General features: G+C 71.9%; 10 protein-coding genes. 9 read left to right on the plus strand and 1 reads right to left on the minus strand.

Annotated elements, in window-relative coordinates; all coding sequences use genetic code 11:
- Nucleotides 1-143 precede the first annotated feature (143 nt).
- On the plus strand, nt 144-3671 hold the full coding sequence (gene smc, locus AACH10_RS17655) for a chromosome segregation protein SMC (protein ID WP_341411799.1): 3528 nt from the start codon (nt 144-146) through the stop codon (nt 3669-3671).
- Nucleotides 3668-4747: a cell division protein FtsZ gene (locus AACH10_RS17660; RefSeq protein WP_341411800.1), complete on the plus strand. Its 1080-nt coding sequence runs from the start codon at nt 3668-3670 to the stop codon at nt 4745-4747. Before smc ends, AACH10_RS17660 begins: the two co-directional genes overlap by 4 nt.
- A gap of 4 nt (nt 4748-4751) precedes the next feature.
- On the opposite strand, the gene AACH10_RS17665 is transcribed toward AACH10_RS17660, so the two are convergent.
- A complete protein-coding gene (locus tag AACH10_RS17665; protein WP_341411801.1) occupies nt 4752-7583 on the minus strand; it encodes a M1 family metallopeptidase in 2832 nt (943 codons plus the stop codon).
- Nucleotides 7584-7782: 199 nt separating this feature from the next.
- Here AACH10_RS17665 and AACH10_RS17670 point away from each other — a divergent pair, with 199 nt between their 5' ends.
- From AACH10_RS17670 to map, 7 genes are all read left to right on the plus strand, one after another.
- The gene (locus tag AACH10_RS17670) at nt 7783-8253 is read left to right on the plus strand and encodes a cache domain-containing protein (RefSeq protein WP_341411802.1); all 471 of its coding nucleotides are present in this window, start codon (nt 7783-7785) and stop codon (nt 8251-8253) included.
- A gap of 37 nt (nt 8254-8290) precedes the next feature.
- Entirely contained in the window at nt 8291-9841 is a 1551-nt protein-coding gene (locus tag AACH10_RS17675) for a methyl-accepting chemotaxis protein (RefSeq protein ID WP_341411803.1), read from the plus strand.
- A gap of 245 nt (nt 9842-10086) precedes the next feature.
- Entirely contained in the window at nt 10087-11007 is a 921-nt protein-coding gene (locus AACH10_RS17680; RefSeq protein WP_341411804.1) for a PEP-CTERM sorting domain-containing protein, read from the plus strand.
- A gap of 60 nt (nt 11008-11067) precedes the next feature.
- Nucleotides 11068-13188, plus strand: coding sequence for an NAD-dependent DNA ligase LigA (gene ligA, locus AACH10_RS17685; protein ID WP_341411805.1), 2121 nt, complete (start codon nt 11068-11070; stop codon nt 13186-13188).
- The gene (locus tag AACH10_RS17690) at nt 13185-14435 is read left to right on the plus strand and encodes an anion transporter (protein WP_341411806.1); all 1251 of its coding nucleotides are present in this window, start codon (nt 13185-13187) and stop codon (nt 14433-14435) included. Before ligA ends, AACH10_RS17690 begins: the two co-directional genes overlap by 4 nt.
- A 50-nt stretch (nt 14436-14485) precedes the next feature.
- The gene (def, locus tag AACH10_RS17695) at nt 14486-15031 is read left to right on the plus strand and encodes a peptide deformylase (protein WP_341411807.1); all 546 of its coding nucleotides are present in this window, start codon (nt 14486-14488) and stop codon (nt 15029-15031) included.
- A gap of 21 nt (nt 15032-15052) precedes the next feature.
- Nucleotides 15053-15862, plus strand: coding sequence for a type I methionyl aminopeptidase (gene map / locus AACH10_RS17700; RefSeq protein ID WP_341411808.1), 810 nt, complete (start codon nt 15053-15055; stop codon nt 15860-15862).
- Nucleotides 15863-15925: the final 63 nt, after the last annotated feature.

Genomic DNA, 15925 nt, shown 5'->3' on the forward strand with positions numbered 1-15925 from the left:
ATGCTGCGGGTTTCGGTGGGGGCGCGATGGTATCATCCGGCCCGATCCGAACCCCGGTCGGGGTGCGATAAATCCATACGAATCAAGCACTTGCAGTCGTCGTTCCAGCCCGGGGCCGATGATCGCGACCGCCGCCCCAGCGCATGCGCCTGAACCAGATCAAGCTCTCGGGCTTCAAGTCCTTCGCCGAGCCCACCACCTTCCAGCTGCCGGGTCAGCGTGTGGGCGTGGTCGGCCCCAATGGCTGCGGCAAGTCCAACATCATGGATGCTGTGCGCTGGGTGCTGGGCGAGAGCAAGGCCAGCGAGTTGCGTGGCGAGTCCATGCAGGACGTGATCTTCAACGGCTCGGGCCAGCGCAAGCCGGCCAGCCGCGCCAGCGTGGAACTGGTGTTCAGCAACGAGGACGCGCGCGCCGGCGGCCAGTGGAACCAGTTCACCGAGATCGCCGTCAAGCGCGTGCTCACGCGTGACGGCACCAGCAGCTACTACATCAACAACCAGCCGGTGCGCCGCCGCGACGTGCAGGACGTGTTCCTGGGCACCGGCCTGGGCCCGCGCGCCTACGCCATCATTGGCCAGGGCACCATCAGCCGCATCATCGAGAGCCGGCCGGAAGAGTTGCGCATGTTCCTGGAGGAGGCCGCGGGCGTCTCCAAGTACAAGGAACGCCGCCGCGAGACCGAGAACCGGCTGAAGGACACGCGCGAGAACCTGACCCGCGTGGACGACATCCTGCGCGAGCTGAACGCCAACCTCGAGAAGCTGGAGAAGCAGGCCGAGGTGGCCGCGCGCTACCACGCATTGCAAGAGGCCGGCACCACCAAGCTGCATGCGCTGTGGTTCCTGAAGCAGCGTGATGCTGCAGGCGAAGAGCAGCGCGTGCAGAAGGCCGTGCTGGAGGCCACCAACGCGCTGGAATCGCGCCTGGCCGAGCTGCGCCATGTCGAGGCCGAGCTCGAGACGGTGCGCCAGTCGCACTACGCCGCCAGTGACCGCCTGCACCTGGCCCAGGGTGCGCTGGCCGAGGCCTCGCTGGAGGTCAGCCGGCTGGAGGAGCGCATCCGCTACGTGGTGGAAGGTCGCCAGAAGCTGCAGCAGCGCCTGGCCGACCTGAAGAACCAGAGCGCCAGCTGGGAGCTGCGCCGCGACGAGGCCATCGCCGAGCAGGAAACCATTGCCGAGCAGATCGCCGCCGCCGAAGAGAACGCCGAGTTGCTGGCCGCCCAGGCCGAGGAGCAGGCCATGCGCCTGCCCGACAGCGAGGACGCCGTGCGCGCCGCCCAGGGCCAGGCCAATGCGCAGCGCGCCAAGGTGGCCGAGGTGCAGCAGCAGATCCAGGTGCTGGCCAGCGAGAGCCGCCACCTCGACGAGCAGGCCAAGGGCCTGCGCAACCGCCGCGAACGCCTGCACAACGAGCGCCGCGCGCTGGCCGCGCCCGACACCGCGCGGCTGGATGAGTTGCGCATGCAATCGGCCGGCGCCGACGAGGCCCATGCCGTGGCCGAGGCCCGGCTGCAGGAGCTGCAGGAGCAGGCCCCGGCACTCGACGAGCAGCGTCGCAGCCAGCAGCAGCGGGCCAACGACGAGGCGCGCAAGCACGCCGACATCGGCGCCCGCCTGGCCGCGCTGCGCGCACTGCAGGACAAGGTGCAGACCGAGGGCAAGCTCAAGCCCTGGCTGGCCAAGCACGGGCTGGACGGCCTGGCCGGGCTGTGGACCCGCATCCACATCGAACCCGGCTGGGAAGCCGCGCTCGAAGCCGCGCTGCGCGAACGCCTGAACGCGCTGGCCATCGGCAAGCTGGACATGGTGCGCGCCTTCGCCACCGATGCGCCGCCGGCGCGCCTGGCCTTCTATTCGCCGCCGTCGGCCGGCATCGAGAACACGCACCGCACGCTGCCGCGGCTGAGCGATCTGCTGCGCCTGGGCGCCAACGCCGGCGACGATGGCCTGAAGGCCCTGCTGAACGACTGGCTGGAAGGCGTGTACACCGCTCCCACGCTGGACGAGGCCCTGGCCCAGCGCGGCCAGCTCACGCATGGCGAAGTCATCATGACGCCGCAGGGCCATGCGGTGAGCCAGCACGCGGTGGCCTTCTACGCGCCCGATTCCGAGCAGGCCGGCATGCTGGCCCGCGCGCAGGAGATCGAGAACCTGGAGCGCCAGATCAAGGCCCAGGCCTTGCTGGCCGACGAGGCCAAGGCCGCCCTGGTGCGGCTGGAGGCCGCATACACCGACGCCCAGCAGCGCCTGGTGAGCGCGCGCCGCGAGGCCACCGAAACCCAGACCCGCGCCCACCAGTTGCAGGTGGAGCTGTTGCGCCTGGCCCAGCAGGCCGAGGCCACCACCACGCGCCGCGGCCAGCTCGACGAAGAGCTGGCCGAGATCGACGCGCAGGACGAGCAGCTGCAGGAGCGCCGCGCGATGGGCGAGGCGCGCTTCGAGGAGCTGGACCTGCAGCTGGCCACCACGCAGGAGCGCCACGCCGAGCTGGAAGAAGGCGTGATCAACGCCGAGCGCAAGCTGAGCGACGCCCGCGAGCAGCTGCGCGCACTGGAGCGCCGCGCGCAGGAATCGCAGTACCAGGCCCGCTCGCTGGCCGCCCGCCGTGGCGAGCTGCAGCGCATGATCGAGACCGCCGCCGAGCAGGTGAAGGGCAACCTGCAGGCTGGCGAGCAGATGGCGCTGGAGCTGGAGACGCTGAACGACGCCGCCGCCCAGGCCGGCCTGCAGACCGCGCTGGCGCTCAAGCTCGAGCGTGAGCAGGCCCTGGGCGCCCAGCGCAGCGAGTACGACGAGCTCTCGCAGAAGCTGCGCGCCGCCGATGAGCAGCGCATGAGCTTCGAGCGCAGCCTGCAGCCGCTGCGCGACCAGATCACCAAGCTGCAGCTGGAGGCCCAGGCCGCGCAGCTGGGCGGTGCGCAGTACCTGGAACAGCTGACCGCCGCCAACGTCGACATGGACGCGCTGGCCGCGCGCATCGAGGCCGACGGTACCAAGCTGTGGGGCCTGCAGGGCGAGATCGACCGCATCAACAAGGAGATCGCGGGTCTGGGTGCGGTGAACCTGGCGGCGCTGGATGAGCTGAGCGCCGCGCGCGAACGCAAGACCTTTCTGGATGCGCAGAACGCCGACCTGCTGGACGCCATCGGCACGCTGGAAGACGCCATCCACAAGATCGACCTGGAAACGCGCGACCTGCTGGGCAAGACCTTCAACCAGGTCAACGAGCAGTTCGGCCGCATGTTCCCCAGCCTGTTCGGCGGCGGCAATGCCAAGCTGGTGATGACCGGCGACGAGATCCTGGATGCCGGCGTGCAGGTGATGGCCCAGCCGCCGGGCAAGAAGAACAGCACCATCCACCTGCTGTCGGGCGGCGAGAAGGCGCTGACCGCCATCGCGCTGGTGTTCGCCATCTTCCTGCTGAACCCGGCGCCGTTCTGCCTGCTGGACGAGGTGGATGCGCCGCTGGACGACGCCAACACCGAGCGCTATGCCAAGCTGGTGGCCGAGATGAGCCACAAGGGCACGCAGTTCCTCTTCATCAGCCACAACAAGATCGCGATGGAAATGGCCGAGCAGTTGATCGGGGTGACGATGCAGGAGCAGGGCGTGTCCCGCATCGTGGCGGTGGACATGGAAGCTGCCGCGCGGATGGTGGAAGCATGAGCGTGACCCTGATGCAAGGCCTGGCCATTGCCGGCGGTGTGGTGCTGGCAGGCGTGATCGCGCATGGCGTGTGGAGCGCACGCAAGGCCAGCCCGCGGCTGCCCGAGGGGCACAGTGACAGCCGGCTGGAGCCGGTGCTGGGCGGTGCCGCCGCCGTGACCCGCGCGCCCGAGGACGCCGCCGCCGACATGGCCGAGGCCGAGGGCGCGGCCCAGGCGCTGGGTGAACTGCGCCCGCCGGTGGTGCCGCGCAAGACCGCGCGGCTCGACCCGCTGATCGACGCCATCGCGATGCTGCGGCTGGAGTCGGCCGTCACCGGTGAATCGGCGCTGATGCACCTGCCGCCCACGCGCCGCGCCGGCACCAAGCCCTTCCTGATCGAAGGCCTGAACGCCGACAGCGGCGAGTTCGAGTTGCCCGCGCCGGGCCAGCGCTACACCGAGTTCCAGGCCGGCGTGCAGATGGCCAACCGCTCGGGCGCGCTCAACGAGATCGAGTACAGCGAGTTCGTGCAGAAGCTGCAGGCCTTCGCCGAATCGGTGGGCGCGATGGTCGATCTGCCCGACATGCTGGAGGTGGTGGGCCACGCCCGCGAACTGGATGCCTTCGCCAGTGCGCACGATGCCCAGCTGGCCGTGGTGCTGCGCGCCAACCAGGCTGCGTGGACGGTGGGCTATCTGCAGCAGGCCGCCGGCCGCCACGGCTTCGTGCCCGGCGTGCTGCCTGGCCGCCTGGTGCTGCCGGGCGCCGAGGAAGGCGCGCCGCCGGTGCTGGTGCTGGGCTTCGACGCCCAGGCCGCGCTGGCCGACGACCCCAGCGTGGCCGCGGTGCGCTCGATCACGCTGAGCCTGGACGTGCCGCAGACGCCCGAGAGCGTCGAGCCCTATCCGGCCTGGCAGGATGCCGCGCGCCGCCTGGCCGCCGAGATCGACGCCACGGTGTGCGACGACGCCGGCCGGCCGATCACCCTGCAGGCCTTCGTGGGCATCGGCGAGGACCTGAAGATGCTGTACCAGGCGCTGGAGCAGCGCGACCTGGCCGCCGGCTCGCCGGCGGCGCGCCGCCTGTTCAGCTGACGCGCTAGAACGCGGCGGCCTGGCGGGCGCGCCAGGCGCCACACAGCTCGGCCGCCTCCAGTGCGCGCTGCAGGGCCTGCTGGCCGCCCAGATGGCGCGCCATGCGCCGCGCGAAGGCGGCATCGAGCTGCCGGCGTTCGTCGGGGCCGCAGGCGCCACTGAACAGCGTGGGCAGGTGGGCCGGGTCGTCGCGGCCCATGCGCCGGGACAGCGCGTCGTACTGCCCGGCCACCTCGGCCAGCGCCGCACGGCGGGTGGCCGCATCGCGCACCTGGGCGCCGAGCAGCGGCCACAGGCTTTCGCGGATGTCGATGGCCGGATCGCGCAGCAGCGCCCGCGCACGCAGGGCCAGCGCCGGTTGGCGGAAGTGGCCCAGCGCGCCCAGCAGATCCTCGCGCAGCGCGCGGTCGCCGGTGGCGCGCAGTGCGGCCAGCAGGCCGTCGAACAGGGCCGCGTCGCCATCCAGCGCGGCGGTGGCCAGCACGGCGCGGCGCTGGTCGGTGCCCAGGGCCGCGGGATCGGTCAGCCAGGCCTGGGCCAGCGTGCGCGCCTGGGTGCGCAGCGTGGCGTCGTCGCCGAGTTCGGCCACGCGCGGCAGCAGCTGGGCGCGCAGCAGGTTCGCGTCGTCGCTGGCGTCGGTGCCATCAGTGCCGACAGTGCCGTCAGTACGTGGGGCGCCGCCGCTGCCGCTGTCACCGCCGTCGCGCCGGGCCGGCTGCGGCTGCCAGCCCAGCGCGCGGGCGCGTTCACCGAAGGCGGCCTGCCAGCGTGCGGCGTAGGCCTGGCGTGCCGGGCTGCGCGGGCCGTCGGTCTCGGCCAGCGGGCGCAGGTGGGCCAGCAGGTCGGCGGCGGCTTCCACCACCGCGCGGCGCGGGTGGCCGGCGAAGGCTTGCACCACGGCCAGTGCGGTGGCGGTGTCGATCTCGCCGGCCTCGTGCAGGCCGGCGGCATCGTCGATCAGGGTCAGCACCTCGCCGATCGGCAGGGAGGCGGCCACGTCCGGTGTGGTCAGGCGGGCCAGACCATCGGCCGCGTAGGCCACGCGGTAGTAACCGCTGCCCTCGGCGTTGGCATTCACCCAGGCCGGGCAGCCGGCGTCGGGCAGGGCCACGGTGGCTTCCACGGCGTCGAGCAGCGTGCGCGTGGTGCCGGCCGGCGTGCGCAGGCGCACCGGGATCTGCCAGCGCGTGGGAGGACCGGCCGGCGCCGGCGAGCCCAGCGGCAGCAGGCGCGACTGGGCCAGCCTGAGCTGCGGCGGCTGGCCGGGCTCGCACAGCAGCGTGGCGCGCAGCAGCGGAATGCCCGGCTGGGTGGTGAAGCTGCGCAGCGCGGCGGGCAGGGCGGCATCGGCCGGCGTGGCCGCGGCCAGCGCGGCAAAGAAGTCGGCGCTGGTGGCATGCCCCCAGGCATGGCGCTGCATGTAGCGCTGCACGCCCGCGCGGAACGCCGCCTCGCCCAGCCAGGCTTCGGCCATGCCCAGCACGGCCTGGCCCTTCTGGTAGGTGATGGCGTCCCACAGGTTGCCCAGGTCCTCGTCCACGCGCACCGGCTGCTCGATGCGCCGGGCGCTGGCCAGGCGGTCGGCCTGCATGGCCCAGCGCCGGGCCTGGGCCGGGGCGGCGTCCCAGCCGGCATCGGGCAGCACCTGGGCGGTGATGCGGTCGCCCAGCCAGGACGCGAAGGACTCGTTGAGCCACAGGTCGTCCCACCAGGCCGGCGTGACCAGGTTGCCGAACCATTGGTGCGCCAGTTCGTGCGCCGCGGTGCTGACGTAGTCCTGCCGGAAGCGTGCCGGCTCGCGGCCCGGTGGCGCCAGCAGCAGCGTGGAGGCGTAGGTCACCAGCCCCGGGTTCTCCATCGCCGAGAAGTTCACCGTCACGGGAACCGCCAGGCTGTCGAGCTTGGCGTAGGGGTGGGGCATGTCGAAGTAGCGTTCCAGCTGCGCCAGGATGCCGCCAGTGACCGCTGCGGCATAGCCGGCCTCGGCCTCGCGGCCGCGGGGCACGATGAAGCGCAGCGGCGTGGTGGTGGTGGCGTCGGGTGTGGTGGTGGTCGCGGTGGCCGGCACCTCGCGCACGCCAAAGTCGCCCACGGCGAAGGCCAGCAGGTAGGCCGGCAGCGGTGGCGTGGTGTCGAAGCGCACACGCTTGCGCCCGCCGCCGGCGGCCTCCTCGCTGGCCACGGGCATGTTGGCCACGGCGCTCAGGCTGTCGGGCACGGTCAGCGTCAGGGTCCAGGGCACCTTGAAGCCGGGCTCGTCGAACAGCGGGAAGGCCAGCCGCGCGCCCACGGCCTCGAACTGGGTGAAGGCGGCCCAACCGCCGGCCGGCCCCTGGCCCGGCAGGCCGTCGCGCTGGCGGAACAGTCCGTACACGTCCTTGTCCTGCAGGTGGCCCTCGAAGCCGAGGCCCAGCACGGCCTTGCCCGCCGGCAGCTGGCGTGGCAGGCGCAGCTCGATGCGCTGCGCGTCGTGGCGCAGCACGCGGGCGGCGATGCGGTGGGCGCCGCTCTCGGCCCAGGCCGTGGTGATCTTCAGGTCCTTGGCATGCAGCAGCACGCTGGCCGCAGGCCGCGCCAGCGCGATGTCGATCTCCACCTCGCCGCGGTGCGTGGGCTGGGCCGGATCGACGGCCAGCGACAGGCGGTAGGCGGTGGGCCGCACGCCGTCGGGCAGGCGCATGCTGGGCGCCGCGGCGGCGGTGGCACGCACCGCGGGCTGGCGCGGTGCGGCAACGGACTGGGCCGCCAACAGGCCCATGCAGCCCGCCAGGCCGATCGAGAACCAGGCGGCAGCCCGGTGCGGCCTGTGCGGCCGAGGGAAGGTGTCCGGGGGCATCGTGTGGAGCTGGGGCGCAGCGGGCGCCTGCAAGACCAGGGGTTGGCGCGGCACTCTACACGGGCGAACGGCCTGCCGGCGTGGCGTGGCCGGCTGGCGCTCAAGTTGGCTGCTGGGCGGTCGATATGTCGCTACCCGCCGCCCAGGCGTACTGGCGGGTGCCTCCATTCCACAACACCAGACAACCGGAGTCGATTCCATGCCCCGTTTCCCGTCCGTCCCGTCCCTCGCCGCCCTGGGCCTCGCGGCCGTGTTCAGCTGCACCGGCGCATTGGCGCAGGTCAAGCACGGCAGCAAGGACGAGGCGCAGGCCATGGTCAAGAAGGCCGTGGCGCACTACAAGTCCGCCGGCAAGGACAAGGCGCTGGCCGACTTCAACCAGAAGGGCGGCGCGTTCACCGACCGCGACCTCTACGTCTACACCGCCGACATGAGCGGCAAGTGCACGTCGCACGGCGCCAACGAGAAGCTGGTGGGCCGTGACCTGCTGCAGCTCAAGGACGCCGACGGCAAGGCCTTCGTGACCGAGATCCTGGAAAAGGGCAAGACCGGCAAGGGCGGCTGGACCGACTACAAGTGGCCCAACCCGGTGAGCAAGGAGATCGAGGCCAAGACCACCTACTGCGAGCCGCACGACAACCAGATGTTCTGCGTCGGCGCCTACAAGTGAGCCCTGGCGGCAGTCGCAACCCCCGTCGGGAGCTTCGATGTTCGGAAATCTGAAGGTTTCGCAACGTCTGGCGCTGGGCTTCGGCGCCATGGCCCTGCTGCTGCTGCTGGTGTGCGGTGGGGCCTACCTGGGCATGGCCCGCACGCTGAAGGTCGTCACCGGCGACATCGGCGAGGCCCATGACCGCCTCGGTGATGCCCGCGCCATGGTGCAGGATGTGCTGGAGCAGGACCTGCACCTGCGCCAGGTGAGCCTGCACAGCGAGGTGCCGGCGATGGAGGCCCAGGCCAAGCTGGCCCGCGAATCCGGCAAGCGCGTGGCCGAGCGGCTGGACAAGCTGCTCAAGGGCGACCGGCTCGACAGTGCCGAACGCGGCCTGCTGCAGAAGGCCCAGGCGCTGGATGCGCAGTCGCGCCCGCTGGTGGACAAGGCCGTGGGCCTGGCCATGGCGGTGATGACCGAGGACGCCGCCAAGCTGCTGACCACCCAGGTCGATCCGCTGTCGCTGCAGCGGCGCGAGGCGCTCAACGCCTTTGCCAAGCTGCAGCAGCAGCGCGCCGATGGCCTGGAGCAGGCGCTGCAGGCCGAAGGCCGCCTCTCGGCCGGTCTGATGGCCGGTGCGGCGGTGCTGGGCCTGGCGCTGGCCGGCCTTGCCGGCTGGCTGAGCACCCGCTCGGTGACGCAGCCGCTGCACGAGGCCCTGCGCGCCGCCGGCCGTGTGGCCGAAGGCGACCTCAGCGTGCGGCTGCAGCGAAGCCGCGGCGACGAGTTCGGTGAACTGCTGGGCGCGCTGGACCGCATGGCCGACCGGCTGCGCGGGGTGATCAGCACGATCCGGCACTCGTCCGAATCGGTGCTGATGGCCTCGGGCGAGATCGCCGCGGGCAACCACGACCTGTCGGCCCGCACCGAGCAGCAGGCGGCCAGCCTGCAGGCCACGGTGCACACCATCGACCAGCTGGAAGACTCGGTTCGCCGCAACGCCGAGGCCGCACAGCAGGCCACGCGCCTGGCAGCCGATGCGTCCGGCGTGGCCGGCCAGGGGGGCGACCGCGTGAGCCAGGTGGTGGCCACGATGGACGAGATCAGCGCCAGTTCGCGTCGCATCGCCGACATCGTGGGTGTCATCGACGGCATCGCCTTCCAGACCAACATCCTGGCGCTGAACGCGGCGGTGGAAGCCGCCCGCGCCGGCGAGCAGGGCCGCGGCTTCGCGGTGGTGGCCGGCGAGGTGCGCAACCTGGCGCAGCGCAGTGCACAGGCCGCGCGCGAGATCAAGGGCCTGATCACCGCCAACGTCGAGAAGGTGGAGAGCGGCACCCGCCTGGCGGCCGAAGCCGGCAGCACGATGGCCGACATCGTGCGCTCGTCGGAGCAGGTGGCCTCGATCATCAGCGAGATCAGCCACGCCACGCAGGAGCAGGCCTCGGGCCTCTCGCAGGTGAGCCACTCGGTGCAGCAGGTCGACAGTGCCACGCAGCAGAACGCCGCGCTGGTGGAGCAGAGCGCCGCCGCCGCCAGCAGCCTGAAGGACCAGACCGCCACGCTGAACCAGGCGGTGGGTGTGTTCCGCATGGAGACGCACTGATCGCCTGCCGGCCCAGCGCGTGACAGACGCGTGCTGCCGCGCTGGATCGGCAACCGGCTGTATCGATCCGCTCGCAAGGGTGAGCGCATGTAACGCCACGGTGTCGGCCGCCTTGACAGCGGTGGATGCCGTGGCGTTTGACCTGGGCGGCCGGTGTCAATGTCGACAGGCATTTGCCGCACCGGCGGCGGCGTTGGCAGGACAATTGCAGGTTCAGGGCTTCCAACTCAACCCACGGGAGCTCCATGTCTGTTCTTGTCCACAAGCTGTATCAGCGCGCTGCGCTGGCGGCCACCACGCTGTGTCTGCCGATGGCACTGCATGCCGCACCGGCGGTGTCGCTGACGGCCGTTGAACTGCTGGGCGGCACCGATCCGGCCGGCGTCACCGACGTGATCGGTGGCTATGCCAGCGGCGGTGACTTCTATTACGCCAACAGCACGGGCGACAACGCGTCCTTCTTCCACACCTACGGCGACACCGGCAGCCTGGCGTCCTTCGGTGCCCGCACCTCGGGCACCGGCACCTGGTACACCCGCACCTCGGCCACCTACACCGACAGCTACACCAACAGCAGCGGCTCGGCACAGACGGTGGTGTTCTCGTTCTATGTGGATGGCGGCCAGATCGGCCTTTCCGGCTCGGGCCGCGGCTATGCCGACCTGGCGCTGAACCTCAGCTTCAACGGCAGCACGGTTGCCAGCGAGCACGGCCGCGTGGAACAGACGGCGGCTGGTGTGGTGAGCTGCTCCGACAGCGGCACCGGCGTGCTGGCCTCGTACATGGCCTGTGGCGCGTCGGATGCGGCGTCGATCTACAGCGCCGGCACCGGCTACAGCGTGGGCTACACGCTGGCGGCGGGTGAGACCTTGTCGGTGGTCTACGAGATCCTGGCCACCACCAGCGGCGAAGCCATGGATGTGAGCGGGGCCGAGCTCTACTGCGACGGCTTTCTGGAGACCTTTGCCGTCGAGGTGGGCCAGGAGCCGGGGCAGGGCGGTTCGTGTGCGTGGTTCAACGGCCTGGCGCGCTCGGGCGACCCGGCCGGCTTCATGCCGAGCGCCGGCTTCAGCCTGACCGCGCAGAACGTGCCCGAGCCGGGCTCGCTGCTGCTGGCGGCCACGGCCGCGCTCGGTCTGCTGGCCACGCGCCGTCGCCGGGCCTGACCGCTGCATGCGGGGCGGGCGGGCGCGTGGCGCGCCTGCGCGCCTACACTGGCGGGCCTCATGCCTGTGCTGCCCGTGTCGCCCGCCTTGCCCGATCTGCCCGAATCCGCGGCGCCCGCCGAGCGCGCCGCCGCGCTGCGCACCCTGCTGCAGCACCACGCCCACCGCTACTACGTGCTCGACGCGCCGGAAATCCCGGACGCCGAGTACGACCGCCTGTTCCAGGCGCTGCAGGCGCTGGAGGCGGCGCACCCCGAGCTGCGCACCGCCGATTCGCCCACGCAGCGCGTGATCGGCCAGGTGCTGGACGGCTTTGCCCCGGTGCGCCATGCGGTGCCGATGCTGAGCATCCGCACCGAGACCGACACCGAGGCCAGCGGCGCCGAGGCCTTCGACGCCCGCGTGCGCCGCGAACTGGCGCTGACCGAGGCCGACCCGCCGGTGGCCTATGCCGCCGAGCTGAAGTTCGACGGCCTGGCCATCAACCTGCGCTACGAGCAGGGCGTGCTGGTGCAGGCCGCGACGCGCGGCGACGGCGAGACCGGCGAGGACGTCACGCAGAACATCCGCACCATCGGAAAAGTCCCACTGCGCCTGCTCGCCACCGGCGAGGGGATGGCCGTGCCGCCGTTGCTGGAGGTGCGCGGCGAGGTCTACATGCGCCGCGACGACTTCGAGGCGCTGAACGAGCGCCAGCGCGAGCGCGGCGACAAGACCTTCGTGAACCCGCGCAATGCCGCGGCCGGCGCCGTGCGCCAGCTCGATCCGGCGATTGCCGCGCAGCGGCCGCTGAGCTTCTTCGCCTATGGCCTGGGCGAGGTGCGGGGCTGGCCGCTGCTGGAGTCGCCCGAGGCCACGCACAGTGCGGTGATGGCGGCGCTGGCGGCTTTCGGCCTGCCGGTCAACGGCCTGCGCCAGCGCGTCGAGGGCGCGGCCGGGCTGGTGGCCTACCACCAGCAGATCGGCGCGCAGCGCGACGCGCTGCCGTTCGACATCGACGGCGTGGTCTACAAGGTGGACAGCCTGGCGCTGCAGCAGCGCCTGGGCTTCGTCACGCGCGAGCCGCGCTGGGCCGTGGCCCACAAGTACCCGGCGCAGGAGCAGGCCACGCGCCTGAACGGCATCGACATCCAGGTGGGCCGCACCGGCAAGCTCACGCCGGTGGCCAAGCTGGAGCCGGTGTTCGTCGGCGGCACCACGGTCAGCAATGCCACGCTGCACAACCTGTTCGAGCTGCGCCGCAAGGGCGTGCGCGTGGGCGACCAAGTGATCGTGCGCCGCGCCGGCGACGTGATCCCTGAGGTGGTGGGCCGCATCCCCGGCGAGCGCGCGGCGTACGTGCCCAACTTCCGCATGCCCAGGGCCTGCCCGGTGTGCGGCAGCCTGGTGGAACGCGAGCGCGGCGGCATTGACCACCGCTGCTCGGGTGGCCTGTTCTGCGGCGCGCAGCGCAAGCAGGCCATCCTGCACTTTGCCGGCCGGCGCGCGATGGACGTGGAAGGCCTGGGCGACAAGCTGGTCGATCAACTGGTCGATTCGGGCCTGATCCGCACGCTGCCCGAGCTGTATACGCTGGGCGTGGCCAAGCTCACCGCGCTGGAGCGCATGGGCGAGAAGAGCGCGCTGAACCTGGTGGCCGCGCTGGAGAAGAGCAAGACCACCACGCTGCCGCGCTTCCTGTTTGCACTCGGCATCCGCCATGTCGGCGAGGCCACGGCCAAGGACCTGGCGCGCCACTTCGGCAGTCTGGACCGCGTGATGGACGCGCCCGAGGCCGAACTGCTGCAGGTCAACGATGTGGGCCCGGTGGTGGCGCACAGCATCCGCACCTTCTTCGACCAGCCGCACAACCGCGAGGTGGCCGAACGGCTGCGCGCCGCCGGCATCACCTGGCCCGAAGGCGAGGGCGCCACCACGCTGCCGCAAACCCTGGCCGGCAAGACCCTGGTGCTGACCGGCACGCTGCCCACCTTGGGTCGAGAGGACGCCAAGGCGCTGGTCGAGGCCGCCGGCGGCAAGGTGGCCGGCAGCGTGAGCAAGAAGACCTTTGCCGTGGTGGCCGGCGAGGAAGCCGGCAGCAAGCTGGACAAGGCGCGCGAGCTGGGCATCGCCGTGCTGGACGAGGCCGGGCTGCATGCGCTGCTGGTCAGCGGCACGCTGCCGGCTGCTCCCGCGGCATGAGCAGTGCCGGCACCTGGGAGGCGGTGGCCATCTTCGCCACCGTCTACCTGGGCATGGTCCTCGGCGGCCTGCCGCGCCTGCGGCTCGACCGCACCGGCGTGGCGCTGCTGGGCGCCATCGCGGTGGTGGGCCTCGGGCTGATGACGCCCGAGGCCGCGGCGCAGGCCATCCACCTGCCGACCATCGTGCTGCTGTTCTCGTTCATGGTGATCTCGGCGCAGATGCGGCTGGGCGGCTTCTACGGCGCGGTGACGCGCGCCATCGTGGCGCTGCCGCTGTCGCCGGCGGCGCTGATGGGCGTGGTGGTGGGGGTGTCGGCGGCGCTGTCGGCGGTGTTCTCCAACGACATCGTGTGCCTGGCCGTGGCGCCGGTGCTGGCGCGCGCCTGCCGCCAGCGCGCTCTGGACGCCGTGCCCTACCTGCTGGGCCTGGCCTGCGCCGCCAACATCGGCTCGGCCGCCACGCTGATCGGCAACCCGCAGAACATGCTGATCGGCGAGGTGCTGAAGCTGCCCTTCGGCGCCTACCTGCGCGAGGCGCTGCCACCGGTGCTGGCCGGGCTGCTGGCGCTGTGGGCGCTGCTGGCCTGGCCGCTGCGCGGCGCCGGGCTTCAGCCGCGCATCCAGACCGATGCCGCGCGGCGTCCGGCCGACAGCGACGACGAGCCGCCGCTGGACCGCTGGCAGACCGCCAAGGGCCTGGCCGTGGCCGGCGCGCTGGTGCTGGTGTTCCTGTGGGGCGGCTGGCCGCGCGATGTGGCGGCGCTGGTGGGCGCCGGCGTGCTGCTGCTCAGCCAGCGCTTCCATTCCAGCCGGGTGATGAGCCTGGTGGACTGGGAACTGCTGGTGCTGTTCATGGGCCTGTTCGTTGTCAATGCGGCCTTCGCGCAGACCGGGCTGGCCAGGCAGGCGGTGGCGGCGCTGGCCGGGCAGGGCATCGATCTGAACCAGCCGCTGCCGCTGATGGGCGCCACGCTGGTGCTCAGCAACCTGGTGTCCAACGTGCCGGCGGTGATGCTGCTGCTGCCGGTGGCCCATGGCGCGCATGTGGGGCCCACGCTGGCGCTGATCTCCACGCTGGCCGGCAACCTGCTGATCGTGGGCTCGATCGCCAACATCATCGTCGTCGACGCCGCGCGCCGCGAGGGCATCGCGATCGACTGGCGGCGCCACGCGCGCACCGGTGTGCCAGTCACCCTGCTGACGCTGGGGCTGGCCGCCGGCTGGCTGCTATGGCGCGCCGGCTGACGACAATCGCCCGATCCCGTTACCCCCAAGTCACCCGAGGAGCCGAGCCGATGGCCGTGCGAGAGATCCTGAAGATGGGCGATGCGCGCCTGCTGCGCGTGGCGCAGCCGGTCACCGCCTTCGACACGCCCGAACTGCACCAGCTGCTGGTGGACATGGCCGACACCATGGCCGCGGCCAACGGCGCCGGGCTGGCCGCGCCGCAGATCGGTGTGGACCTGCAGGTGGTGATCTTCGGCGGCACCGGGCCCAACCCGCGCTACCCCGACCGCCCGCCGGTGCCGGCCACGGTGCTGATCAACCCGCAGATCACGCCGCTGGACGAGGCGATGGAAAGCGACTGGGAAGGCTGCCTGTCGGTGCCCGGCCTGCGCGGCCGCGTGCCGCGCCATGCGCGCATCCGCTACACCGGCGTGGACCCGCTGGGCCAGCCCATCGACCGCGAGGCCGAGGGCTTCCACGCCCGCGTGGTGCAGCATGAGTGCGACCACCTGATCGGCCGCCTGTACCCCACGCGCATGAGCGATCTGCGCGAACTGGGCTTCACCAGCGTGCTGTTCCCGGAGCTGGACGCCAGCGCCGGCGACGATGACTGACATTCGCCAAGGAGCCCGGCCATGCTGATGTCCGCCCTGATCAAGACGCCCGAGGCCATCGCCCACATGCGCGAGGCGGCGGCCATCGTGGCCGGTGCGCTGGAGATGATCGGTGCCCATGTGCGCCCGGGCATCACCACCGCGCGGCTGGACCGGCTGTGCCACGACTACATCGTCGACCACGGCGGCGTGCCGTCCTGCGTGGGCTACGAGGGCTACCGCCATGCCAGCTGCATCTCGGTCAACCATGTGGTCTGCCACGGCGTGCCGGGCGACAAGGCGCTGCGCGATGGCGACCTGCTGAACATCGACCTGGTGGCCAGCGTGCAGGGCTGGCATGGGGATTCCAGCGCCATGTTCATCGCCGGCCGGCCCACGCTGGCCGCCACGCGCCTGGCCACGCTGACCCAGCAGGCGCTGTACCTGGGCATCCTGGCGGTGCGCCCCGGTGCGCGCGTGGGCGACATCGGCGCGGCCATCCAGCGCCATGCCCAGGCGCACGGCCTGTCGGTGGTGCGCGACTACGGCGGCCACGGCATCGGCCAGCAGATGCACGAGGCGCCCGAGGTGCTGCACTACCGCACCGGCAACCCCGGCATCACGCTGGTGCCGGGCATGACCTTCACGATCGAGCCGATGCTCAATGCCGGCGGCCACGCCTGCCGCACGCTGGCCGACGGCTGGACCGTGGTGACGCGCGACCGCAGCCTGTCGGCGCAGTGGGAGCACACGGTGCTGGTCACCGAGCAGGGCGCCGAGCCGCTGACGCTGCGGCCGTCCGAGCGCGCGGGCTGGCTGGCCTTCCTGGCGGCACAGACGCCGACCGTGTGACGCCCGCAGCCGGTGCGGCGTCAGCCGCCGTGCCAGCTGGTGCGTTGAGCCTGCATGCGCCCG

This window comes from Pseudaquabacterium inlustre, from assembly GCF_038066595.1.
In the GTDB taxonomy this organism is placed as follows: Bacteria; Pseudomonadota; Gammaproteobacteria; order Burkholderiales; family Burkholderiaceae_C; genus Pseudaquabacterium; species Pseudaquabacterium inlustre.